General features: G+C 63.5%; 24 protein-coding genes. 21 read left to right on the top strand and 3 right to left on the bottom strand.

The genetic code is table 11. The features are described from left to right. Positions 1–119: 119 nt before the first annotated feature. From rpsB to C0Z18_RS00680, 16 genes are all read left to right on the top strand, one after another. A complete protein-coding gene (gene rpsB, locus C0Z18_RS00755; protein WP_102643453.1) occupies positions 120–872 on the top strand; it encodes a 30S ribosomal protein S2 in 753 nt (250 codons plus the stop codon). 156 nt (positions 873–1,028) lie between these two features. Beyond that, positions 1,029–1,910, top strand: coding sequence for a translation elongation factor Ts (gene tsf / locus C0Z18_RS00750; RefSeq protein WP_102643672.1), 882 nt, complete (start codon positions 1,029–1,031; stop codon positions 1,908–1,910). 188 nt (positions 1,911–2,098) lie between these two features. Further along, positions 2,099–2,812, top strand: coding sequence for a UMP kinase (gene pyrH / locus C0Z18_RS00745; protein WP_102643452.1), 714 nt, complete (start codon positions 2,099–2,101; stop codon positions 2,810–2,812). Between the two features lie 94 nt (positions 2,813–2,906). After that, positions 2,907–3,467, top strand: coding sequence for a ribosome recycling factor (gene frr, locus C0Z18_RS00740; RefSeq protein ID WP_102643451.1), 561 nt, complete (start codon positions 2,907–2,909; stop codon positions 3,465–3,467). 55 nt (positions 3,468–3,522) lie between these two features. Further along, the gene (gene uppS / locus C0Z18_RS00735) at positions 3,523–4,305 is read left to right on the top strand and encodes a polyprenyl diphosphate synthase (protein ID WP_102643450.1); all 783 of its coding nucleotides are present in this window, start codon (positions 3,523–3,525) and stop codon (positions 4,303–4,305) included. Then, entirely contained in the window at positions 4,299–5,120 is an 822-nt protein-coding gene (locus C0Z18_RS00730) for a phosphatidate cytidylyltransferase (protein ID WP_102643449.1), read from the top strand. Before uppS ends, C0Z18_RS00730 begins: the two co-directional genes overlap by 7 nt. Before the next feature lie 19 nt (positions 5,121–5,139). Next, positions 5,140–6,363, top strand: a complete 1,224-nt coding sequence (locus C0Z18_RS00725) for a 1-deoxy-D-xylulose-5-phosphate reductoisomerase (RefSeq protein WP_102643448.1) — start codon at positions 5,140–5,142, stop codon at positions 6,361–6,363. Positions 6,364–6,370: 7 nt separating this feature from the next. Then, positions 6,371–7,744 (top strand): RIP metalloprotease RseP, encoded by a 1,374-nt coding sequence (gene rseP / locus C0Z18_RS00720; RefSeq protein ID WP_102643447.1) that lies wholly within the window; start codon positions 6,371–6,373, stop codon positions 7,742–7,744. A gap of 68 nt (positions 7,745–7,812) precedes the next feature. After that, positions 7,813–10,119: an outer membrane protein assembly factor BamA gene (bamA, locus tag C0Z18_RS00715; protein WP_102643446.1), complete on the top strand. Its 2,307-nt coding sequence runs from the start codon at positions 7,813–7,815 to the stop codon at positions 10,117–10,119. 38 nt (positions 10,120–10,157) lie between these two features. Then, entirely contained in the window at positions 10,158–10,691 is a 534-nt protein-coding gene (locus tag C0Z18_RS00710; protein ID WP_199189362.1) for an OmpH family outer membrane protein, read from the top strand. Positions 10,692–10,710: 19 nt separating this feature from the next. Then, complete coding sequence (gene lpxD, locus C0Z18_RS00705; protein WP_102643445.1) at positions 10,711–11,784, top strand: UDP-3-O-(3-hydroxymyristoyl)glucosamine N-acyltransferase; 1,074 nt, start codon at positions 10,711–10,713, stop codon at positions 11,782–11,784. Positions 11,785–11,901: 117 nt separating this feature from the next. Further along, on the top strand, positions 11,902–12,360 hold the full coding sequence (fabZ, locus tag C0Z18_RS00700) for a 3-hydroxyacyl-ACP dehydratase FabZ (protein ID WP_102643444.1): 459 nt from the start codon (positions 11,902–11,904) through the stop codon (positions 12,358–12,360). A gap of 112 nt (positions 12,361–12,472) precedes the next feature. Beyond that, positions 12,473–13,261, top strand: coding sequence for an acyl-ACP--UDP-N-acetylglucosamine O-acyltransferase (gene lpxA / locus C0Z18_RS00695; RefSeq protein WP_102643443.1), 789 nt, complete (start codon positions 12,473–12,475; stop codon positions 13,259–13,261). 3 nt (positions 13,262–13,264) lie between these two features. After that, positions 13,265–14,434, top strand: a complete 1,170-nt coding sequence (gene lpxB, locus C0Z18_RS00690; protein ID WP_102643442.1) for a lipid-A-disaccharide synthase — start codon at positions 13,265–13,267, stop codon at positions 14,432–14,434. Then, the gene (gene rnhB / locus C0Z18_RS00685) at positions 14,431–15,276 is read left to right on the top strand and encodes a ribonuclease HII (protein WP_102643441.1); all 846 of its coding nucleotides are present in this window, start codon (positions 14,431–14,433) and stop codon (positions 15,274–15,276) included. The genes lpxB and rnhB overlap by 4 nt, the downstream gene beginning before the upstream one ends. A gap of 57 nt (positions 15,277–15,333) precedes the next feature. After that, the gene (locus C0Z18_RS00680; protein ID WP_102643440.1) at positions 15,334–16,119 is read left to right on the top strand and encodes a TrmH family RNA methyltransferase; all 786 of its coding nucleotides are present in this window, start codon (positions 15,334–15,336) and stop codon (positions 16,117–16,119) included. A gap of 97 nt (positions 16,120–16,216) precedes the next feature. Here C0Z18_RS00680 and ppsR read toward each other — a convergent pair whose 3' ends face one another. Continuing rightward, positions 16,217–17,032 (bottom strand): posphoenolpyruvate synthetase regulatory kinase/phosphorylase PpsR, encoded by an 816-nt coding sequence (ppsR, locus tag C0Z18_RS00675; RefSeq protein ID WP_102643439.1) that lies wholly within the window; start codon positions 17,030–17,032, stop codon positions 16,217–16,219. Between the two features lie 298 nt (positions 17,033–17,330). On the opposite strand from ppsR, the gene ppsA reads away from it, so the two are divergent. From ppsA to C0Z18_RS00660, 3 genes are all read left to right on the top strand, one after another. Next, positions 17,331–19,733: a phosphoenolpyruvate synthase gene (ppsA, locus tag C0Z18_RS00670; RefSeq protein WP_102643438.1), complete on the top strand. Its 2,403-nt coding sequence runs from the start codon at positions 17,331–17,333 to the stop codon at positions 19,731–19,733. Positions 19,734–19,828: 95 nt separating this feature from the next. Next, the gene (locus tag C0Z18_RS00665) at positions 19,829–20,293 is read left to right on the top strand and encodes an NfeD family protein (RefSeq protein WP_102643437.1); all 465 of its coding nucleotides are present in this window, start codon (positions 19,829–19,831) and stop codon (positions 20,291–20,293) included. A gap of 3 nt (positions 20,294–20,296) precedes the next feature. After that, positions 20,297–21,235, top strand: a complete 939-nt coding sequence (locus C0Z18_RS00660; RefSeq protein ID WP_102643436.1) for an SPFH domain-containing protein — start codon at positions 20,297–20,299, stop codon at positions 21,233–21,235. A gap of 51 nt (positions 21,236–21,286) precedes the next feature. Here the strand turns inward: C0Z18_RS00660 and smpB are convergent, their stop codons facing one another. Then, complete coding sequence (gene smpB / locus C0Z18_RS00655; protein WP_102643435.1) at positions 21,287–21,730, bottom strand: SsrA-binding protein SmpB; 444 nt, start codon at positions 21,728–21,730, stop codon at positions 21,287–21,289. Positions 21,731–21,834: 104 nt separating this feature from the next. Between smpB and C0Z18_RS00650 the strand changes: the two genes are divergently transcribed. Continuing rightward, positions 21,835–22,272: a type II toxin-antitoxin system RatA family toxin gene (locus C0Z18_RS00650; protein ID WP_102643434.1), complete on the top strand. Its 438-nt coding sequence runs from the start codon at positions 21,835–21,837 to the stop codon at positions 22,270–22,272. Continuing rightward, on the top strand, positions 22,269–22,601 hold the full coding sequence (locus C0Z18_RS00645; RefSeq protein ID WP_102643433.1) for an RnfH family protein: 333 nt from the start codon (positions 22,269–22,271) through the stop codon (positions 22,599–22,601). The genes C0Z18_RS00650 and C0Z18_RS00645 overlap by 4 nt, the downstream gene beginning before the upstream one ends. On the opposite strand, the gene C0Z18_RS00640 is transcribed toward C0Z18_RS00645, so the two are convergent. Further along, on the bottom strand, positions 22,585–23,568 hold the full coding sequence (locus C0Z18_RS00640) for a DMT family transporter (protein WP_102643432.1): 984 nt from the start codon (positions 23,566–23,568) through the stop codon (positions 22,585–22,587). The two genes, C0Z18_RS00645 and C0Z18_RS00640, sit on opposite strands and share 17 nt — an antisense overlap. Between the last annotated feature and the right edge of the window lie 131 nt (positions 23,569–23,699).

Below are 23,699 nucleotides of genomic sequence, written 5' to 3'. Positions count from 1 at the left end.
ACCCATTCGCAAGCCGGCGCACCCAGGGTGCCGAGCCGCGGTCCGTTGCAACGCAGTGGCGTTCGCGGGCACGGCCGGTACGGCAGCCGGCTTAAGACCCAACCCTTGCGGAGAATTACATGGCAGTCACCATGCGTCAAATGCTGGAAGCCGGCGTGCACTTCGGTCACCAAACGCGCTTCTGGAACCCGAAGATGGCCCCCTTCATTTTCGGCCATCGCAACAAGATTCACATCATCAACCTCGAAAAGACGCTGCCGATGTACAACGACGCGCTGAAGTACGCGCGTCAATTGGCGGCTAATCGCGGCACGATCCTGTTCGTCGGCACGAAGCGTCAATCGCGCGACACGATCGCGCAAGAAGCGCAGCGCGCCGGTATGCCGTACGTCAACGCGCGTTGGCTCGGCGGTATGCTGACGAACTTCAAGACGCTGAAGGTGTCGATCAAACGCCTGAAGGACATGGAAGCCGCGGTCGAGGCGGGTGAGCTCGAGAAGATGAGCAAGAAGGAAGCGCTGCTGTTCGAACGCGAAATCGCCAAGCTGCAAAAGTCGATCGGCGGCGTGAAGGACATGGGCGGCATTCCGGACGCGATCTTCGTCGTGGACGTCGGCTACCACAAGATTGCCGTGACCGAAGCGAACAAGCTCGGCGTGCCGGTCATCGCCGTGGTCGATACGAACCACTCGCCCGAAGGCATCGATTACGTGATCCCGGGTAACGACGACGCGAGCAAGGCCGTCGCGCTGTACGCCGAAGGCGTGGCCGACGCGATCCTCGAAGGTCGTGCGAACGCGGTCAACGAAGTCGTGCAAGCTGCGCGCGGCGCCGAAGGCGACGAGTTCGTCGAGGTGGGCGGGGAGCAGTAAAGCAACCCCGTCGCCGGCAAAAAAGGGGGCTCTCGATAGGCCCCCTTTTTTTAAGTGCCGGCGAAACGTGTGGCGCGATCGATGCGCCGCGAACGAATGCTTGCCGTTCGCATCGAATGCGAGCGGCGTGTGAAAGACAGACTCAAGGAGCGAATGATGGCGGCAATTACCGCAAGCATGGTGGCTGAACTGCGCGCGAAGACCGACGCGCCGATGATGGAATGCAAGAAGGCGCTGACGGAAGCCGACGGCGACATGGCGCGCGCCGAAGAGCTGCTGCGCGTGAAGCTCGGTAACAAGGCCAGCAAGGCGGCCTCGCGCGTCACGGCCGAAGGCGTCATCGCCTCGTTCATCGGCGGCAACGCCGGCGCGCTCGTCGAGCTGAACTGCGAAACCGACTTCGTCGCGAAGAACGACGATTTCCTCGCGTTCGCCAAGCAAGTGGCCGAGCTCGTCGTTGCCCAAAACCCGGCCGACGTGGCCGCGCTGTCGGCCCTGCCGCTGAACGACGGGACGGTTGACTCGGTGCGTCTCGCGCTCGTCGGCAAGATCGGCGAAAACCTGTCGATCCGCCGCTTCGCGCGTTTCGACACGGCGAACAAGCTGGCCGCGTACCTGCACGGCACGCGCATCGGCGTGCTCGTGGAATACACGGGTGCGGACGAGCAAGTCGGTAAGGACGTCGCCATGCATATCGCGGCGATGAAGCCGGTGTCGCTGTCGTCGGACGACGTTCCGGCCGATCTGATCGCCAAGGAACGCAGCATCGCCGAGCAAAAGGCCGCCGAATCGGGCAAGCCGGCCGAAATCGTCGCCAAGATGGTCGAAGGCAGCGTGCAGAAGTACCTGAAGGAAGTGTCGCTGCTGAACCAGCAATTCGTGAAGAACGACAAGCAGACGATCGAGCAGATGCTGAAGGCGGCCGGCTCGTCGGTGCAAAAGTTCACGCTGTTCGTGGTGGGCGAAGGCATCGAAAAGCGCCAAGACGATTTCGCGGCCGAAGTGGCTGCGCAAGTCGCCGCGGCGAAGCAACAGTAAGTTTGCGGTTTGCCGTACCCGCGGCGGGCGCCATGCTCGTCCGCGGCAGGTTCGCCTCGCGAACCGATCGGGGTTAACCCGAGCCGCCGTCGAGTTTCATCGCGACGGCGGCCGAGCTTGCCCCGCGCTATGTTTCACCCCTACAGTTCCACATTGTCGTGATCTCTTCGGCGCGATCGGATACCGCTATGCCCACAGCCTACAAACGCGTTCTTCTCAAACTCTCCGGTGAAGCTCTGATGGGCGACGATTCGTTCGGCATCAATCGCGGGACGATCGAACGTATGGTGGCCGATATTGCCGAGGTCGTTCGGCTCGGCACCCAGCTTGCCGTCGTGATCGGCGGCGGCAATATCTTCCGTGGTGTGGCGGGCGGCGCGGCCGGGATGGATCGCGCGACGGCCGACTACATGGGCATGCTCGCGACGATGATGAATGCGCTCGCTTTGCAAGACGCGATGCGTCACGCCGGGATCGAGGCGCGCGTGCAATCGGCGCTGCGCATGGATCAGGTCGTCGAGCCGTATATTCGTCCGCGCGCGATTCGCCAGCTCGAAGAGGGCAAGGTCGTGATTTTCGCGGCCGGCACCGGTAACCCGTTCTTTACGACCGATACGGCCGCCGCGCTGCGCGGCTCGGAAGTCGGTGCGGAGGTCGTGCTCAAGGCGACCAAGGTCGACGGCGTATACTCCGCGGATCCGAAGAAGGATCCGGCCGCGACGCGCTATTCGACGATCAGCTTCGACGAGGCGATCGGCCGCAATCTGCAAGTGATGGATGCGACGGCGTTTGCACTGTGCCGCGACCAGAAGCTGCCGATTCGCGTGTTCTCGATCGTGAAGCCCGGCGCGCTCAAGCGGATCGTACAAGGTGAGGACGAGGGCACTCTCGTCCACGTGTAAACTCCCGTGAGAGAAGCGGGGCGTGTTTTGCCCGAGGCGCCCAGCCGGCGCCGCGCGGGCGAAGCCGCACAATGATGAAGTTTTGGAGGTCTAAATGAGCGTAGCAGACGTCAAAAAAGGCGCCGATCAGAAGATGCAGCGTTCGATCGAAGCGTTCAAGAACGATTTGGCGAAAATCCGCACGGGACGTGCGCATACGGGACTGCTCGATCACATCCAGGTCGACTATTACGGCTCGAACGTGCCCATCTCGCAAGTGGCCAACCTGACGCTCATCGATGCGCGCACGATCGGCGTGCAGCCGTGGGAAAAGAAGATGGTCGCGATCGTCGAAAAGGCGATCCGCGAATCGGATCTGGGCCTGAACCCCGCCACGCAAGGCGATTTGATCCGCGTGCCGATGCCCGCGCTGACCGAAGAGCGCCGTCGCGAACTGACGAAGGTGGTCAAGAGCGAGGGCGAGACGGCGAAGGTCGCCGTGCGCAATTTGCGCCGCGACGCGAACGAACAGCTCAAGAAGCTCGTCAAAGACAAAGAGATTTCGGAAGACGACGAGCGTCGCGCAGGCGACGAGGTGCAAAAGCTCACCGATAAATACGTCGCCGAAATCGATAAGCTCGTCCACTCGAAAGAAGCCGAGATCATGACCGTCTGAGGCTTCACCGTCTCGACGCGTCCTTCACTTTTTCGCAGTTTGAGTCTCGGCGGCCATGACCTATACAAGCTCTACCGTTCGCGTGCCTGATGTCGCGGCAGTACCGCGGCACATCGCGATCATCATGGACGGCAACGGCCGTTGGGCCACGCAGCGTCGCTTGCCGCGCGTGGCCGGTCACACGCGCGGCGTCGAAGCCGTGCGCACGGCCGTCGAAGCATGCGCGCGCGCCGGCGTCGAGTATCTGACGCTGTTCGCGTTCAGCTCCGAGAATTGGCGCCGTCCCGTCGACGAAGTGTCGTTCTTGATGCGCCTTTTCGTCACCGCGCTCGAACGCGAAGTCGGCAAGCTGCACGCCAACGGCATTCGGTTGCGCGTGGTTGGCGACCTCTCGTTGTTCGATACCCGTGTGCAAGACCTCATCCGCCGCGCGGAGACCAAGACCGCGCGCAATACGCGGTTGACGTTGACGATCGCGGCGAATTACGGCGGCCGCTGGGATATTTTGCAAGCTGCGCGTAAGCTCGCCGAGCAATCGGCCGCCGCGGGGCAGGCCGTACCCATCGACGAAGCGAGTTTCGCCGAGCACCTCGCGCTCTCCTACGCACCCGAGCCCGATCTGTTCATTCGCACGGGCGGCGAAACGCGTATCAGCAACTTCCTGCTGTGGCAGCTCGCTTATACCGAGCTTTACTTCACGGACGCCTACTGGCCCGATTTCGACGCCAAAACGCTCTCCGATGCGATCGCGTCGTATGCCCGCCGCGAGCGCCGCTTCGGTCGCACCAGCGCGCAGCTCGAACCTCAATCGCAAGACGCCGACTCCCTTCCATGCTGAAAACCCGCGTCATCACCGCCGTGGTGCTGCTGGCGGTGCTGCTACCGGTCACGCTGTTCGCGCCGGTGGCGGCCTTCGGCGCACTGATCGCGGTGGCGCTCGTCCTGGGCGCTTGGGAGTGGGCTCGCCTGCTCAAACTGCCGGGTCGCGCACCGCTCGCCTATGCCCTCGTCGCCGCGCTCGCGTTAGCGGCCAGCACACGCCTGGGCCTCGGCTCGCGTGCGTCGCGGCCGCTGCTCGAGGCGGCAGCCGTCTTCTGGGTGCTAGCGGGGCCGTATGTGCTGATTCGTAAGCCCACGCTTGCCCATGGCGCCTGGCGGCTCTTTCTCGTCGTCGCGGGCCTCGTCGTTCTCGTGGCCTGCTGGCACGCGCTCGTCGCCGCGCGCATTCTAGGCGTATCGTTCGTGTTGTCCGTTCTGCTGGTGGTGTGGCTGGCCGATATCGGCGCATACTTTGCCGGCAAAGCGTTTGGCAAGCATAAACTCGCGCCGGCGATCAGCCCGGGCAAGACGTGGGAGGGCGCGGCCGGCGGCTGGCTGGCCGTCATGATCGTCGCGCTCGCCGTCATGGCGTCGCACGCATTCGCGCCCACGCTCGTATCGGCGCTCGGCGAGCGTATCGGTACGGCGCGCACGCTGCTCGTGCTGACGGTGCTGGTCGCATTCAGCATCGTCGGCGACTTATTCGAATCGATGCTCAAGCGTCAGGCGGGCGTGAAAGATTCCAGCGCGCTGTTGCCGGGACACGGCGGGGTGCTGGACCGCATCGACGCACTGCTGCCGGTGCTGCCGCTGGCCATGTTGCTCATTGGCTAGAGCGCAAAGGATCTGAGATATGAAGAAATGTCTGACACTGCTCGGCTCGACGGGCTCGATCGGCGACAGCACGCTCGACGTCGTCGGCCGTCACCCTGACCGCTTCTCGGTCTATGCGCTGACCGCGCACCGCAACGGCGACAAGCTCGTCGCCCAATGCTTGCGATTTTCCCCCGAGGTGGCGGTCGTCGGTGATGCGCAGACTGCGGCGAGTGTCGCGGCCCAGTTGAAGGCCGCCGGCTGCCGGACGCAGGTCGCCTACGGCCGCGACGCGCTCGTGCAGGTGGCCCGTAGCGAGCAGTGCGACACGGTGGTGGCGGCGATCGTCGGCGCGGCCGGTCTCGAGCCCACGCTCGCGGCGGCCCGCGCCGGCAAGCGCATCTTGCTCGCAAACAAGGAGGCGCTCGTCATGTCGGGCGCGATCTTCATGGATGCGGTGCGCGACCATGGCGCGACGCTGCTGCCCGTGGACAGCGAGCACAACGCGATCTTCCAATGTTTGCCGCGCGATGCCGCCGAACATGGCGGCGTGAGCAAAATCATTCTGACCGCCTCGGGCGGCCCGTTCCGCACGCGCGAGCCCGCGACGCTCGCGGGCGTGACGCCCGATGAAGCATGCAAGCATCCGAATTGGGTGATGGGCCGCAAGATCTCGGTCGATTCCGCGACGATGATGAACAAGGGGCTCGAGGTCATCGAGGCGCATTGGCTGTTCGGCCTCGCCGGCGACCGCATCGAAGTCCTGATTCACCCGCAAAGCGTTATCCATTCGCTCGTTTCGTACGCGGACGGCTCCGTGCTCGCGCAACTGGGCAATCCGGATATGCGCACGCCGATCGCGCATGCGCTCGCGTTCCCGGACCGCGTCGATTCGGGCGTCGCCCAGCTCGACCTCGCCCAGATCGCGATGCTTCAATTCGAGAAACCCGATTACGAGCGTTTCCCTTGCCTTGCGCTGGCGATGCAGGCACTGGCCGCGGGCGGTGTGGCCAGCGCCGCCTTGAATGCGGCGAACGAGATCGCGGTCGACGCGTTCCTCGAGCGCCGCATCGGCTTCATGGATATCGCCCGTACGGTCGGCTTCGTGCTCGAGGGCTTGTCGAACCGCACGCCGAACGGGCTCGACGACGTCCTCGCCGCCGATGCCGATGCACGGCGTGCGGCGAGCGAGTTCATCGCCGGCCGGGCCTTCGTCACGCAAACGGCACAGCGCACCGGCTCCGTCGATCGCGCGGTGCAGTGAGACGTCGATGAACCTGCTGATCGAAGTCGCCGCATTCGCCGTAGCGATCGGTGTGCTCGTGGTGGTTCACGAGTACGGCCACTACAGCGTGGCTCGACTTTGCGGCGTGAAGGTGTTGCGTTTCTCGATCGGCTTCGGGCGGCCGCTTCTGAGCTGGACCGGCCGTAAAACCGGTACCGAGTGGACGATTTCGGCGTTGCCGCTGGGCGGCTACGTCAAAATGCTCGACGAGCGCGATCCCGGTCCCGGCATTACCGCGTCGGACCTGCCGTATGCGTTCAACCGTCAGCACGTGGCGAAACGCATCGCCATCGTCTTGGCGGGGCCGCTTGCCAACTTCGTGCTGGCCATTGCCCTTTTTTCCGTCGTATTCGTGACGGGTGTCACCGAGCCGGTCGCGACGCTCGCGACACCGCCGGCGGGCAGTGTCGCGGCCCGAGCGGGGTTCGAAGGTGGGGAAACGGTCGTCGCGATCGGCGACGAACACGGCGCCGACGTCGAAGCAGTGCGCTCGTGGTCGGATCTACGTTGGAAACTGCTCGACGCGGCTTTCGACCACCGGCGTGTCGTGCTGCAAGCGCATGACGGCCGCGGCACGTACGACTTTCAGGTCGACCTGCGCAATGTGCGCGGCCAGGATCTCGACGACGATTTTCTGGCCAAGCTCGGTTTCGATGAAGGGGGCACGTTGACGGTTGCCGCCGTCGAAGCGGGCAGCGCGGCGCAACGCGCCGGGCTGCAAGCCGGCGACCTGTTGCGCACGGCCGGCGGCTCGCCAATCGATGGCGCACAGGCATTCATCGCATACGTCAAGGCGCGCGCGGGGCATCCGATCGCGCTCGGCATCGAGCGCGGCGCACCGGCGCAGCGGCTCACGCTGACGGTCGTCCCCGATGCCCGCGAGGACGTGCAAACGGGTGTGACCGCGGGCCGCATCGGCGCGGCGCTCGAGACGCACGTGCAAACCGCGCGTGTGCGCTACGGCCCGGCCGAGAGCGTTGCACGCAGCGCGCGGCGCACCTGGGACATCGCCGTATACTCGCTGCGCATGTTCGGGCGCATGCTGACGGGCCAGGCATCGCTGAAGAATTTGTCGGGCCCGGTGACGATCGCGGACTACGCCGGAAAGAGCGCACAACTCGGCTGGGCGCCGTTTCTCTCGTTCCTGTCGCTGGTCAGTATCAGCCTCGGCGTGTTGAACTTATTGCCGATTCCGGTATTGGACGGGGGGCATCTGTTATATTATTTGGTTGAAGCCGCAACCGGCAAAGCCGTGTCGGAACGCTGGCAGCTCGTTTTGCAAAGGGCGGGTCTCGTGTGCATCGTCGTGTTGTCGGCGATCGCGCTCTTCAACGATCTGGCTCGTTTAATCCATTTCTAAAGTGTCCGGCGGTTCGCAAGTGCGCGGCCGCGGCGGACAGATGTAGCTAAAAACTCTGGGGATGCACGTTGTTCAAACCTCATCGCTTTGTTCCTAAGACGGTTGCCATCGCGGCGGTTGCCGCTCACGGGCTCGTCGCTCATGCGGCGACGGCGCCTTTCGTGGTGAAAGACATCCGGATCGAGGGCTTGCAACGGGTCGAGCCCGGCACGGTTTTCTCGTACTTGCCGATCAAACGGGGCGATACGTTCACGGACGACAAAGCGTCGGAGGCGATCCGCGCCCTGTACGCAACGGGCTTCTTCAGCGACGTGCGCATTGCGACGGACGGCGACGTCGTCATCGTCAACGTGGCCGAACGCCCGGCGATCGGCGAGATCGACTTCTCCGGCTTGCACGAGTTCGATAAGGACGCGCTCACGAAGGCGCTCAAGAGCGTCGGGCTCTCGCCGGGGCGCTACTACGACAAGTCGCTCGTCGATCGCTCGGAGCAAGAACTCAAGCGCCAGTACCTGACGCGCGGGTTTTACGCCGCCGAAGTCACGACCACGGTTACGCCGATCGACAACAGCCGCGTGTCGATTCTGTTCGCCGTGAACGAAGGCCCGAGCGCGAAGATCCGCCAGGTGAACTTCATCGGCAACAAGGCGTTCAGCACGAGCACGCTGCGCGACGAAATGCAGCTGTCCACGCCGAACTGGTTCTCCTGGTACACGAAGAACGATCTGTACTCGAAGGACAAGCTGACGGGCGATCTCGAAAACGTCCGCTCGTTCTACCTGAATCGCGGTTATCTCGAATTCAATATCGAGTCGACGCAGGTGTCGATTTCGCCCGACAAAAAGGACATGTACCTGACGTTGACGGTGCATGAGGGCGAGCCGTACACGGTCTCGGGCATCAAGCTGGCCGGCAACCTGCTTGATCGCGAAGCCGAGCTGAGCAAGCTCGTCACGATCAAGCCGGGGCAGCGTTTCTCGGCTGAAAAGCTGCAAGCCACCACCAAAGCCATCGTCAACAAGCTCGGCGAGTACGGCTATGCGTTCGCGACGGTCAATGCGCAGCCCGATATCGATCAAGTGCACCACAAGGTCGCGCTGACGCTGCAAGTGGATCCGAGCCGGCGCGTCTATGTCCGCCACATCAACGTGACGGGCAATACGCGCACGCGCGACGAGGTGATTCGACGCGAAATGCGTCAGCTCGAAAGCTCGTGGTTCGACTCGAGCCGCCTTGCGCTCTCGAAAGACCGGATCAACCGCCTCGGCTACTTCACCGATGTGGACGTCACCACGACCCCGGTGGCGGGTACGGCCGACCAGGTGGACGTCGATGTGAACGTCAAGGAAAAGCCGACGGGCGCGATCACGCTCGGCGCCGGTTTCTCCTCGACGGATAAGGTGGTGCTCTCCGCCGGCATTTCGCAAGACAACGTGTTCGGCTCCGGCACGAGCTTGGCCGTGAACATCAATACGGCCCGTTCGTACCGCACGCTGACGGTCACGCAAGTAGATCCGTACTTCACGGTCGACGGCATCAAGCGGATCACCGACGTTTACTACCGCACCACGCAGCCGCTGTACTACTCGACGAGTTCGAGCTTCCGCATCATCACGGCGGGCGGCGATTTGAAGTTCGGGATTCCGTTCTCGGAAGTCGATACGGTGTACTTCGGCGCCGGTTTCGAGCAGAACCGTCTCGACATCGACAGCACGACGCCGCAAGTCTATAAAGACTACGTGTCGAACTTCGGCCGCGTGTCGAACAACGTTCCGTTGACGGTGGGCTGGTCGCGCGATGCGCGTGACAGCGCGCTCGTGCCGAGCCGCGGCTATTTCACTCAGGCGAACGCCGAGTACGGCACGCCGGTGGGTGCGGCCCAGTATTACAAGGCCGATTTGCAGGCGCAGTACTACTACTCGTTCGCGCGCGGCTTCGTGTTGGGCTTGAACTTCCAGGGCGGGTACGGCAACGGCATGGGCGGCAAGCCGTTCCCGATCTTCAAGAACTACTTCGCGGGTGGTATCGGCTCCGTGCGGGGCTATCAGCCGAGCTCGCTCGGTCCGCGCGACGCGACCACGAACGATCCGATCGGCGGCTCGAAGATGGTCGTCGGCAATATCGAGTTGACGTTCCCGCTGCCGGGCACCGGTTACGACCGGACGCTGCGCGTCTTCACGTTCTTCGACGGCGGCAATGTCTGGGGTACGGAAGGCTCGAGCACCGGCGCGAACGGCTTGCGTTACGGCTACGGTCTGGGTCTCGCGTGGATTTCGCCGATCGGCCCGCTCAAGGTGAGCTTGGGCTTCCCGCTTCAGAAACACACGGGCGATCAATACCAGAAATTCCAATTCCAGATCGGGACGGCGTTCTAACTGCGCGCCATACCCTGTCCAGCATCGAGAGGAAGATTTTGCAAACCGGTACGTTTTTCAAACGTGTAGTGGGCGTGGTGGCGTTGACGGGGGCGCTCGTGGCGGGCGCCGCTCAAGCGCAAGAGGCCCGCATCGCGGCGGTCAATTCGGATCGCATCCTGCGCGAATCGTCGGCGGCGAAGGCCGCCCAGCTCAAGCTCGAGGCGGAATTCGCGAAGCGCGACAAAGATTTGCAAGACATGGCGAGCCGCCTGAAGACCTTGTCCGACCAGCTCGACAAGAACGCCGCGTCGCTATCGCCAACTGACCGCGCCAGCAAGCAGAGTCAATTGTCGAATCTCGACACGGAATTCCAGCGCAAACAGCGCGAGTTTCGCGAAGACTTGAATCAGCGCCGCAACGAAGAGTTGGCGGCCGTGCTGGATCGTGCGAACAAGGTGATCAAGCAGATCGCCGAGCAGCAGCACTATGATTTGATCGTGCAGGAAGCCGTCTACGTGAGCCCGCGCATCGACATCACCGATCAGGTGCTGAAGGCGCTGGCCGCCTCGAGCCCCAGCGCCACGAACTGAACGACGGAGTGGTACGCGAATGGCATTGACGCTCGAGCAAATCTCGCAGCGCTTCGGCGGCGAAGTCGTAGGCGACGCGGCCCTGAAGGTGGCAGGGCTGGCACCGCTCGATCAGGCGCAGCCTCATCAATTGGCGTTTCTGGCCAATCCGAAATATTTGTCGCAAGTCGAGACGACGCAAGCCGGCGCCGTCCTCATCGCGCCGGGCGATCTGGCCAAACTCGCCTCGCGCGAGGGGCGTAGCTTCATCGTCACACCCAACCCGTACGCTTATTTCGCGCGCGTGGCGCAGTGGTTCATCGACCTGGCCTCGCCGAAGGCGCCGGCGGGCGTGCATCCGAGCGCCGTCATCGATCCGAGCGCGCAGGTCGCACCGGACGCCGTCATCGGGCCGCACGTCGTCATCGAGGCAGGTGCCGTCATCGGCGCGCGTGCGCGGATCGACGCCAACGTGACGATCGGGCGCGGCACCCGCATCGGCGAAGACTCGCATCTGTATCCGAACGTCGCCGTCTATCATGGCTGCAACATCGGGCCACGTGCCATCGTGCATGCCGGGGCGGTCATCGGTTCCGACGGCTTCGGTTTCGCCCCCGATTTCGAGGGTGAGGGCGAGGCGCGCACGGGCAGTTGGGTCAAGATTCCCCAAGTGGGCGGCGTCGCGATCGGCGCCGACGTCGAGATCGGCGCAAATACTACGATCGATCGCGGCGCGATGGCCGATACGATCATCGAGGAGTGCGTAAAGATCGATAACCTCGTGCAGATCGGCCACAATTGCAAGATCGGTGCGTACACGGTGATCGCCGGCTGTGCCGGTATAGCGGGCAGCACGACGATCGGCCGTCATTGCATGATCGGCGGGGCCGTCGGCGTTGCCGGACATGTGACGCTCGGCGATTTCGTCATCGTGACGGCGAAGTCGGGCGTCTCGAAGTCGCTGCTCAAGCCGGGCATCTATACGAGCGCGTTCCCGGCCGTCGGTCATGCCGAATGGAACAAGAGCGCCGCGCTCGTACGCAATCTGGACAAGATGCGCGAACGCATCAAGACACTCGAAGCAACGCTTGCCGAGCGAGGTGACAACGCTTGAGCAAGCACCGGGGCTGCGCCTGGCAAGGCGGCGCCCCGGCAGGCGGCCTACCTGCCGCCGCGATCAGCATCCGCAGTCAATCACCCGCGCGAGACCATTGCGTGGAGCAGACACACCATGAGCACTGAAAAAATCAATCTCGACATCCATAAGATCCTCACGCTGCTGCCGCATCGCTATCCGATCCTGCTCGTGGACAGGGTGCTCGAGCTCGAGCCGCACAAGAGCATCAAGGCATTGAAGAACGTCTCGATCAACGAACCGTACTTCATGGGGCACTTCCCCCAACGCCCGGTGATGCCCGGGGTCCTGATTCTCGAGGCGCTCGCGCAGACGGCGGCTTTGCTGACGTTCGCCGAGGAACCGCACGATCCCGAAACGACGCTGTACTACTTCGTCGGAATCGATGGGGCGCGCTTCAAGCGTGTCGTCGAGCCGGGCGATCAACTGATTCTGAACGTAACGTTCGAGCGTTATATGCGCGGTATTTGGAAGTTCAAGGCGCGTGCGGAAGTGGACGGCGTGACCGCCGCCGAAGCCGAACTAATGTGTACGGTGAAGCACACGAACGAGTGACGCGGCTGCGCCAGCGCAGCCGGTCGCGGACGCCCATTCGGCCCATGCCCAACCATGGCGAGCCGAGGCGGCCGAAACGTCGCAACTGAGCATAGAGAAGGGCGATAAGCGCATGAGCAGGATTCATCCCACAGCGGTCATCGAGCCGGGCGCGCAGCTCGGCGAGGACGTCGAGATCGGACCGTATGCGATCGTCGGCGCGAACGTCACGATCGGCGCGCGCACGAGCGTCGGTTCGCACAGCGTCATCGAAGGACATACGACGATCGGGGTCGATAATCGGATCGGCCATTACGCGAACGTCGGCGGCCGTCCGCAAGACATGAAGTACCAAGGCGAGCCGACGCGGCTCGAAATCGGCGATCGCAACACGATTCGCGAATTCACGACGATCCACACCGGGACGGTGCAAGACGGCGGCGTGACGACGGTCGGCGACGACAATTGGGTCATGGCATACGTGCACATCGGCCATGATTGCCGTGTCGGCAACCACGTGATTTTGTCGAGCAACGCGCAGATGGCGGGGCACGTCATCGTCGGCGATTGGGCGATCGTCGGCGGCATGTCCGGTGTGCACCAGTTCGTGAAAATCGGCGAGCACTCGATGCTCGGCGGGGCTTCGGCGCTCGTGCAGGACATCCCGCCTTTCGTCATCGCGGCCGGCAACAAGGCGGAGCCGCACGGCATCAACGTCGAAGGGTTGCGGCGGCGCGGGTTTTCGGCCGACGCGATCTCCGCGCTGCGCAGCGCCTACCGGCTGCTGTACAAGAACGGCTTGTCGCTCGAGGAAGCGAAGACGCAGCTCGCCGATCTGGCGTCCGCCGGCGGCGACGGCGATGAGCACGTGCAAAAGCTGATTGCCTTCATCGAAACGTCGCAGCGCGGCATCATCCGCTAAGCGATGACGTTGCAATCGAAAGCGTTGCGTATCGCGATGGTTGCGGGCGAGCCGTCCGGCGATTTGCTGGCGGCTTCGCTGCTCGGCGGTCTCACGCGCGTCTTGCCGCCGGCTTCACGGTACTACGGCATTGGCGGTCCGCGCATGGCCGCTCAAGGCTTCGAGGCCCATTGGCCGATGGACAAGCTCGCCGTGCGCGGCTACGTCGAAGCGCTGCGGCACATCCCCGAAATCCTTCGTATCCGCAACGAGCTCAAGCATCAATTGCTGGCCGAGCCGCCGCACGTGTTTATCGGCGTCGATGCCCCCGATTTCAATTTCGGGTTGGAGCGGGCACTGCGCGGGGCCGGTATCCCGACGATTCATTTCGTGTGCCCCTCGATTTGGGCGTGGCGCGGCGGACGCATCAAGACGATCGTCAAGGCCGTCGATCATATGCTCTGCGTGTTCCCGTTCGAGACGGCGTTGCTGGAAAAAGCCGGCGTATCGGCCAGCTACGTGGGTCATCCGCTCGCGGACGAAATCCCCCTGGAGCCCGACGTCGCCGGTGCCCGCGCAGCGCTGGGCCTGCCTGCCTCGGGGCCCATCGTTGCCGTGTTGCCCGGTAGCCGGCGCTCCGAAATCGGGCTGATCGGTCCGACGTTCTTCGCCGCGATGGCGATCATGCAGCGCCGCGAGCCGGGTTTGCGATTCGTGATGCCGGCCGCCACGCCCGCGTTGCGCGAGCTGCTGCAGCCGCTCGTCGCGGCGCACCCCGAACTCGCGCTCACGCTGACCGACGGCGATGCGCAACGCGCGATGACCGCGGCCGATGCCGTGCTCGTCAAAAGCGGCACGGTTACGCTCGAAGCGGCGTTGCTCAAGAAGCCGATGGTGATCTCCTACAAGGTGCCTTGGCTGACGGGGCAAATCATGCGCCGGCAAGGGTACTTGCCGTACGTCGGCCTGCCGAATATCTTGGCGGAGCGCTTTGTCGTGCCGGAGCTGCTTCAGCACTTCGCCACGCCGGAAGCGCTGGCCGACGCGACGCTCGTGCAGTTGCACGACGACGCAAACCGGCGCACGCTCACGGAGGTGTTCACGCAGATGCATTTGACGCTGCGCAGGAACACGGCCGAGCGCGCGGCCGAGGCGGTTGCGCGCGTCATCGAAGCGAGGAAGCCGCGCCCATGACGAGTTCGCGACCGCCGCGCGCAAAGCGCGCATCCGCCGAGCCCCGGGTCGATGCCGCCTCGGCGAGCGCGCCCGGTTCGAGTCGCGCTCGAGGCGGTAGTCTCTCGCCGCAAGGGGCGCTCGATTTCAATTCGCCGCTCGATATCGTTTGCGGCGTCGACGAGGCGGGCCGCGGGCCGTTGGCCGGGCCGGTGGTTGCCGCTGCCGTCATTCTCGATCCGAAGCGCCGCATCCGTGGTCTCGACGATTCGAAAGCGCTGAGCGCGAAAAAGCGCGAGGCGCTGTACGAGAAGATCGTCGAGCGTTCGCTGAGCTATTGCGTGGCATCGGCGAGTGTCGAGGAAATCGACCGGCTCAATATCCTGCACGCGACGATGCTGGCCATGAAGCGGGCGGTAGAGGGGCTGTCGCTGACCCCGACGCTTGCGCGTATCGACGGCAACCGGTGCCCCGAGCTTTCCGTCCGGAGCGAAGCGGTGATCGGCGGCGATGCGCTCGTGCCGGCGATTTCGGCGGCGTCGATTCTGGCGAAAGTCACGCGCGACCGGATGCTGCTCGAGCTTCACGCGCAGTTTCCCGCTTATGGCTTCGATGCGCACGCCGGTTACGGCACGCCGCAGCATTTGGCGGCGCTGGCCGAGCATGGGCCGTGCGAGCATCATCGCCGCTCGTTCGCGCCGGTGCGGGCCGCGTTCGCGCGCCTCGGCATCGGCACGACAGCGCCGGCAAGCGCGGGCGCCATTGCGCTCGAGATTGAAATCGGCTCAGATGCGTTCGGCGAGCAAGCTATCCTGAACGATCCGTTTGCGTCGGGCGCAGCCGGCGTAAGCGCCGACCAATAGACCCATCAATCCGAACGCGTCGCCTGCCACTAGGCGGCCACTTTTCAGCCTATTTCCGTGAAAGCGATCACCTCGCGCGACAACCCCCTGTACAAGCGTCTCAAGGCGCTAGCCGCATCCACCCATCAGCAAAAGAAGGGCGGCCAAGCGTTGCTGGAGGGCTTTCATTTGGCGAGCGCCTATCTCGACGTGGCGGGGCAGCCCGAAACCTGTGTCGTGACGGAAGGGGCATTGCGCCATGACGAGGCGCAAGCCATCGTTGCAAGGCTCGAGGCCGAGCGCGTCGTCGTACTGCCCGATACACTGTTCGGGCAATTGTCGAGCGTGGTGCACGGCGTAGGGATGCTGTTGGTCGTGCGCAAGCTTGCCGCGTCGCTACCCGAGCGGGTCGCGGTGACCTGTGTCGTGCTCGACGGCGTTCAAGACGCGGGCAACGTCGGCTCGATCCTGCGCAGCGCGGCGGCGGCCGGCGTCAAACAGGTGTTTTGCGCGCCCGGCACGGCCTACGCCTGGTCGTCGAAGGTACTCCGCTCGGGCATGGGCGCCCATTTCCTGCTCGATATCCATGAAGACATCGACGCTGCCACGCTGATCGAGCGACTGGCCGTACCGGCCGCCATCACCGATTCGCATGGCCCCCAGGCCCTCTACGACTGCGATCTGACAGGCCCGATCGCCTGGGTGTTCGGCAACGAAGGGGCGGGCGTATCGGCACCGTGGCGCGCCGCCGTCGAGCATCGTCTGACGATTCCGCAGCCGGGCGGCATGGAGTCGCTGAACGTGGCCGCAGCGGCGGCGATCTGTTTGTTCGAACAGTGCCGCCAGCAGCGCGCCGCGCGTTGAGTCCAGAGTCCACCGAGGTGAATCGCCCCGGCGGCTCGAAAATCCGCCGGCAAGCCCAACGCAACGCGGCGGTTAACGCCCGCTCGCGCTTTCAATCTCAATAAGTCGGCCGGTCGAGCTTGATTTCCTGCAGGATCGTGGTGGCGATCTCCTCGATCGACTTATGCGTCGACGACAACCACTTGATCCCTTCTCTGCGCATCAGCGCTTCGGCCTCGTTGATTTCATAGCGGCAATTCTCCGGCGCGGCGTACTTGCTGCCGGGGCGGCGCTCATTACGAATCTCGGAGAGCCGCTGCGGATCGATCGACAACCCGAACAGCTTGTCCCGGTGCGCGATGAGCGGCGTAGGCAGCTTGCCGCGCTCGAAATCCTCGGGAATCAACGGATAGTTGGCCGCTTTCACGCCGTATTGCATGGCGAGGTACAGGCTCGTCGGCGTTTTTCCGCTACGAGAGACACCGACGAGGATCACATCCGCATCGGCGAGATTGCGGTTCGACTGACCGTCGTCGTGCGCGAGCGAGAAGTTGATCGCTTCGATCCGCGTCTTGTACTCGTCGGTATCGGCGTTCTGGTGCCCGCGCCCTATCGCGTGGGTCGACTTCATCTCGAGTTCCTGCTCCAGCGGTTCGACGAACTGCTGGAAGATGTCGAGTACGAGCGCGTTCGAGTTTTTGACGATCGCGTTCGACGCACTGTCGACGAGCGTCGTGAAGACGATCGGGCGGCGCCCGTCGAGTTCGGCCGATTCGGAGATCTTTTCGATCGTGGCGTAGGCTTTGTCGACCGAGTCCACGAACGGGACCCGCACGAGGCGGAACTTTTGGTCGAATTGGGACAGGATCGAGTGCGCGAACGTTTCGGCGGTGATCCCTGTTCCGTCGGAGACGATAAATACGGTAGGCGGCATCGGCAAACGCGTCGGAAGCAGCGCGGGCGCTGCGGGAGAAAACGCGATTGTCGCGCGTTTTCGCGTGCAACGGTGCCCCTAGCGGGTCATTTTGTCATCTCGCGGTCGTGCCGGAGCAAGCGCGGAGATAGAAGCAGGGTAGAATAGCGGACAACCTGTTGGATAAGCAATTGCGATCGGCCGCGCGCGGCGATTGCTTCTCCAACAGGTTGCGCGTGCTGCGCACCGGGTTCCAATGGCCCGCGCGCACCAAGCCCACACGCGCGACTGAGTATTTTTTTCACACTTAGGGGCTTGTATGACTAACGCAGCAAACATCGCGAAGGATCAGGCGTATGTAATTCCGTTTGAACAGCTACGGATGACCGATGTAGAGATCGTGGGCGGCAAGAATGCGTCGCTCGGCGAGATGATCAGCCAATTGGCTGAGGCGGGTGTACGCGTGCCCACGGGCTTCGCGACGACCGCGCTCGCGTTCCGCGATTTCCTCAAGCACAACAATTTGACCGAACGGATTGCCGCTCGCCTCGAAACGCTGGACGTCGACGACGTCAAGGCGCTCGCGGCCGCCGGTAAGGAAATCCGTGCGTGGATCGTCGATGCGCCGATGCAGCCGCGCCTCGAGTCCGAGATCCGCGCTCAATTCGAGACACTCCAAAAAAGCTCCCCCGAAGAGCTGTCGTTCGCCGTGCGTTCGTCGGCGACGGCAGAGGATTTGCCCGACGCGTCGTTCGCGGGGCAACAGGAGAGCTATCTGAACGTGGTCGGCATCGAGGACGTCCTCGATCGCATGAAGCACGTCTTCGCGTCGCTCTATAACGATCGCGCCATCTCGTATCGCGTCCACAAGGGCTTCACGCACGCCGAAGTCGCACTCTCCGCGGGCGTTCAGCGTATGGTGCGTTCCGACGTCGGCGCGGCCGGCGTCATGTTCACGCTCGATACCGAATCGGGTTTCAAAGACGCCGTGTTCATCACGTCGAGCTACGGCCTGGGTGAAACGGTCGTGCAAGGCGCCGTGAATCCGGACGAGTTCTACGTGTTCAAGACCACGCTGGAACAAGGCAAGTACCCGATCATCCGTCGTTCGATCGGCTCCAAGCTGATCAAGATGGAGTTCACGAAGCCGGGCGAGCCGGGCCGCGTGAAGACGATCGACGTATCGCACGAGCAGCGCAACCGCTTCTCGATCACCGACGAAGACGTGATCGAATTGGCCAAGTACGCCGTCATCATCGAAAAGCACTACCAGCGTCCGATGGACATCGAGTGGGGCAAGGACGGCCGCGACGGCAAGATCTTCATCTTGCAGGCGCGCCCTGAAACGGTGAAGAGCCAAGGCGCGGGCAAGGTCGAGCAGCGCTTCAAGCTGCGCGGCCAATCGCAAGTGCTGGCGACGGGCCGGGCGATCGGGCAAAAGATCGGTGCGGGCCGTGTGCGCGTGATCCACGATCCGTCGGAAATGGAACGCGTGCAACCGGGCGACGTGCTCGTGGCCGACATGACGGACCCGAACTGGGAGCCCGTGATGAAGCGCGCGGCGGCGATCGTCACGAATCGCGGCGGCCGCACGTGCCACGCGGCCATCATCGCCCGCGAACTCGGCGTGCCGGCGGTCGTGGGCTGCGGCGATGCGACGGACGTCCTCAAGGACGGTTCGCTCGTGACGGTTTCGTGCGCCGAAGGCGACGAAGGCAAGATCTACGACGGGCTGCTCGAAACCGAAGTGACCGAAGTCTCGCGCGGCGAATTGCCGCCGATCCCGGTCAAGATCATGATGAACGTCGGCAACCCGCAACTCGCGTTCGACTTCTCGCAACTGCCGAATGCGGGCGTGGGTCTCGCGCGGCTCGAGTTCATCATCAACAACAACATCGGCGTACACCCGAAGGCGATCCTCGAGTATCCGAACGTCGATCAGGATTTGAAGAAGGCGGTGGAAAGCGTGGCGCGCGGGCATGCATCGCCGCGGGCGTTTTACGTCGACAAGCTGACCGAAGGCATTGCGACGATCGCGGCGGCGTTCTATCCGCGGCCCGTGATCGTGCGTCTGTCCGACTTCAAGTCGAACGAGTACAAGAAGCTCATCGGCGGCTCGCGCTACGAGCCGGACGAAGAAAATCCGATGCTCGGCTTCCGTGGCGCGTCGCGTTACATCGCACAGGATTTCGCGCAAGCGTTCGAGATGGAATGCATGGCGCTCAAGCGTGTGCGCGAGGACATGGGCCTTACGAACGTCGAGATCATGGTGCCGTTCGTCCGTACCGTGAAGCAGGCGGAACGCGTGGTCGGTTTGCTCGAGAAGTTCGGCCTGAAGCGCGGCGAAAAGGGCTTGCGGCTGATCATGATGTGCGAAGTGCCGTCCAATGCGATTTTGGCCGAGCAGTTCCTGCAGCACTTCGACGGCTTCTCGATCGGCTCGAACGACTTGACGCAGTTGACGCTCGGCCTCGATCGCGATTCCGGCATGGAATTGCTGGCGGTCGACTTCGATGAGCGCGACGAGGCCGTCAAGTTCCTGCTCAAGCGCGCGATCGAAACGTGCCGCCGTATGGACAAGTACGTCGGTATCTGCGGCCAAGGCCCGTCGGATCACCCCGATTTCGCGCAGTGGCTGGCGGATGAAGGCATTGCGTCGATTTCGCTGAACCCCGACACGATCATCGATACGTGGCAAGCGTTGGCTAAAACGACGAAGTAACGGTCCGAAGTCGAGGGCCCGACCACCAAGTCGGACCCTGCTTCGTGCTATAACGCCCCGGTGTATCCGGGGCGTTTTTTTTCGAGGAGACCGTTATGGCGCCGAACGATTTTCTGTGGTGGATCGGTGCGGGGGCGCTGATCGTTGCCGAGTTGCTCACGGGCACGTTTTACTTGCTGATGATCGCGCTTGGCTTTCTCGCCGGCGCGCTCGTGAAGCTGAACGGCGCGAGCCTGGCCGCGCAGTGCGTGTGGGCGGCGCTCGTCGCGCTGGCCGCCGTCGTCGTACTGCGCCGTTCGCGTTTCGGCCACCGGCAGCGACGCGATACCTCGACGAACCCCGACGTCGTGTTGGACGTCGGCGCGCCGGTTGAAGTCAGCGCCTGGCGCGATCGCCGCGCGCGCGTGCCGTACCGCGGGGCCGAGTGGGATGTCGAGCTTGCGCCGGGCGAGCGTGAGGACGCGCGCGAGTACGAGATCGCGGCCGTCCGCGCGAATCGTCTCGTGCTGGTCGCGCGCAAGCATGCTTCTCATCATCCCGTATCGACAACGAAGGAGTGAACAATGGATATGACTATCGTCGGGGTTGTGCTGCTCATCGTCGTGATCGCGATCGCCGCGCAGACGATCAAGATCGTGCCTCAGCAACATGCATGGGTTCTCGAACGCTTCGGCCGTTATCACGCGACGCTCGTACCCGGCCTGAACATCGTGTTGCCGTTCGCCGATCGCGTCGCCTACCGGCACGTACTCAAAGAAATCCCGCTCGATGTACCGGGCCAAATTTGCATTACGCGCGACAACACGCAACTGCAAGTCGACGGCGTGCTGTATTTCCAAGTGACCGATGCGATGAAGGCCTCGTACGGTTCGAGCAATTACGTGCAGGCGATTACGCAGCTATCGCAAACGACGTTGCGTTCGGTGATCGGCCGGCTCGAACTCGACAAGACGTTCGAGGAGCGCGACTTGATCAACCACAGCGTGGTTTCCGCGCTGGACGAGGCGGCTTCCAGCTGGGGCGTCAAAGTGCTTCGCTATGAAATCAAGGATTTGACGCCGCCCAAGGAGATCTTGCATGCCATGCAGGCGCAGATTACGGCGGAGCGCGAGAAACGTGCGTTGATCGCGGCGTCGGAGGGGCGTAAGCAGGAGCAGATCAACATCGCCTCGGGCGGGCGCGAAGCGGCGATCCAGAAGTCGGAAGGCGAGAAACAAGCGGCCATCAATCAGGCGCAAGGGCAGGCGGCCGCGATTTTAGCGGTGGCCGAAGCGAACGCTCAGGCCATCCGAAAAATCGCCGAAGCGATTCAATCGACGGGCGGTATGGATGCCGTCAACCTCAAGGTGGCCGAGCAGTACGTCAATGCCTTCGGCAACCTCGCCAAGGCCGGTAACACGTTGATCGTGCCGGGCAATCTGTCGGATTTGGGTTCGATGGTGGCGTCGGCGCTGGCGATCGTCAATCGCGGCAAGAGCACGGCGGTGGCGGAAGGGCGATGAACGTGCGAAAGGGCGCGGCCGATTGACGCAGATCGGCCGCGCCCGACTCGTTCAGTTGGAACGCATGATCCGTGCCTTCTCGCGCTCCCAGTCGCGCTTCTTCTCGGCTTCGCGTTTGTCGTGCAGCTTCTTGCCTTTGGCGAGTCCGATTTCGCATTTGACGCGCCCGCCCTTGTAGTGGAAGTTCAGCGGTACGAGCGTGTAGCCGCGCTGCTCGACCTTGCCGATCAGCTTCTTGATCTCGTCCGCGTGCAAGAGCAGCTTGCGTGTACGCACGGGATCGGGCGTGATGTGCGTCGATGCCTCGGGTAGCGGGCTGATGTGCGCGCCGATCAGAAACAGCTCGCCTGCACGAATGACGACGTAGCCTTCCTTGATCTGACCGCGCCCGGCGCGAAGCGCCTTGACTTCCCATCCCTCGAGCACGAGCCCTGCTTCGTAGCGTTCCTCGATCGAGTAATCGAAGAAGGCTTTTCTGTTGTCGATGATGCTCATGAATATGGAAGGCGCCCAACTCGTTTAAAATCACGATTTTAGCAAAGCGGCGCCCATCGAGCCCGCCAAGCTCGCCCCACTTCCGCCGCGCGCAGTGCTTCTTTATGGCAGATGTTCAAAAAACCGTCTTGATCCGCCACTCGGCGGAGCGAATGTTCGATCTCGTCACCGACGTGGCCGACTACCCCAACTTCCTGCCCTGGTGCGGAGGCGTGGACATACGCCGGCAGGAGGAGCACGAGATGGAGGCGCGCATCGACATCAATTTCAAGGGCATCAAGCAGCACTTCGCCACGCATAACACGCAGGACAGGCCCACGCGGATCGACATGGAGTTCGCGGACGGTCCGTTTCGCAAGTTCACGGGCTACTGGCGCTTCACGCCGCTGCGCACCGATGCCTGCAAGATCGAGTTCGCGCTGCATTACGAGTTTTCGAGCGTGATTCTCGAAAAAATCATCGGGCCCGTGTTCAATCACATCGCGAACACGTTCGTCGAATCGTTCGTCAAACGCGCCGACGAGCGCTACGGCCGCCCATGAGCGCAACCCTTTGCATCGAGGTGTGCTACGCGCGCGCCGACGCTCAGACACGGATTGCCGTGACGATCCCGGCCGGCGCCACGGTGCGCGAGGCGCTCGAGGCGAGCGACATTGCGCGCAAGCATCCCGAAATCGACCTGGCTTCGATGAAGGTGGGTATCTTCGGCAAGCTCGCGTCGCTCGATGCGCCGCTTGCCGATCACGATCGCGTCGAGATCTATCGTCCGCTGATCGTCGATCCGAAGCTGGCTCGTCAGCGCCGTGTGGAAAAAACGCGGCGCGCCGGCTCGATCGAGGGCCGCAAATGGCTGCCTAAGGATTCGCGCTGAGCTGAGCTTCGATCGGCGCCGGCTGCCCAAAGCCGCCGCCGTCGTCGTGCCGCCGGACCGACCACGTGACGCCGGCCAGTAAAAGCGCGATCGCCGCGGCTTCCAGCGGACGCGGCAACCGCCAATCGTAGACGAAGCCGTAAAGCAGGGCGAAGAGCGTCTCGAATACGATCAACTGGCCCGAGAGCGTAAGCGGCACCCGTTTGGACGCCGCGTTCCACAGGCCCGTACCCAGCCAGGACGGGCCGATCGCCAATCCCAAATTCAATACCCAGAACACGGTCCAACGCGCATCCAGGTGGACTGTCGTATGCGTCGCGCCGGCAGTCAGCATGCAGCCGGCCCAGGCGATCGCCCCGAACAGGCCCGTTGCGAGGCCCAGCAAGACCGACCATTCGTTACCGTCGAAGTGCGGGTTGCGCCGCAAGTAGCGGGTGTTTTCCACGGCGAACCACGTCCAGCTCAGCAGTGCGCCGCTCGCGCAGGCGATGCCGGCGAGCTTGTCCAGCGCGCCGCCCGGGCCGGACGGCGAGGGGGCGGCCGCGAACACGTCCACGTTGATGCAGACGATGCCCGCCGCGACGAGCAATAGCGGCCAATAAAGACGCCCAAGCGGCACGGCCCCCGCGTCGCGGCGGCCCGCCAGCGTCACGGTGACGGGCAAGATGCCGACGATGAGCGAGGTCGGTCCGATTCCGACCCTGTGGACGCCGGCGGTCAGAAAGATGTAGTAGACGAGATTGCCGACGAACGCGAGCTTGCCGACGGCGAACAAGTCTTCGCGCGTCGCCTTGCGGGCGAGCCGGCGCATCATGGGTAGCGCCGCCGCGATCGAAACGAGTCCGTACATCATGCAGCGCGCCGCGCCGAGCCAAAGCGGCGGGAAATCGGGCAGCAGGCGCGGCACGAGAAAGACCGTGCCCCAAATCGCGCCCGCCATCACCCCGTACATCACCCCACGCCGCATACTCGTTCCCCTTCGAAAATGGATTGGATGAGCCAGCTTACGTCCCGAGCGAGCGTGCCGTCTTGTTCGATTCTGCAATCGGCGGCACGCCGTTTGCGCTCATCGCGGCACTCGCTGTCGCTTCGCCGCGA

The organism is Trinickia dabaoshanensis (assembly GCF_002879885.1).
Taxonomy (GTDB): domain Bacteria; phylum Pseudomonadota; class Gammaproteobacteria; order Burkholderiales; family Burkholderiaceae; genus Trinickia; species Trinickia dabaoshanensis.
Note: the sequence above shows the minus strand (reverse complement) of the source record. Positions and strands in the feature narration are given on the sequence as shown.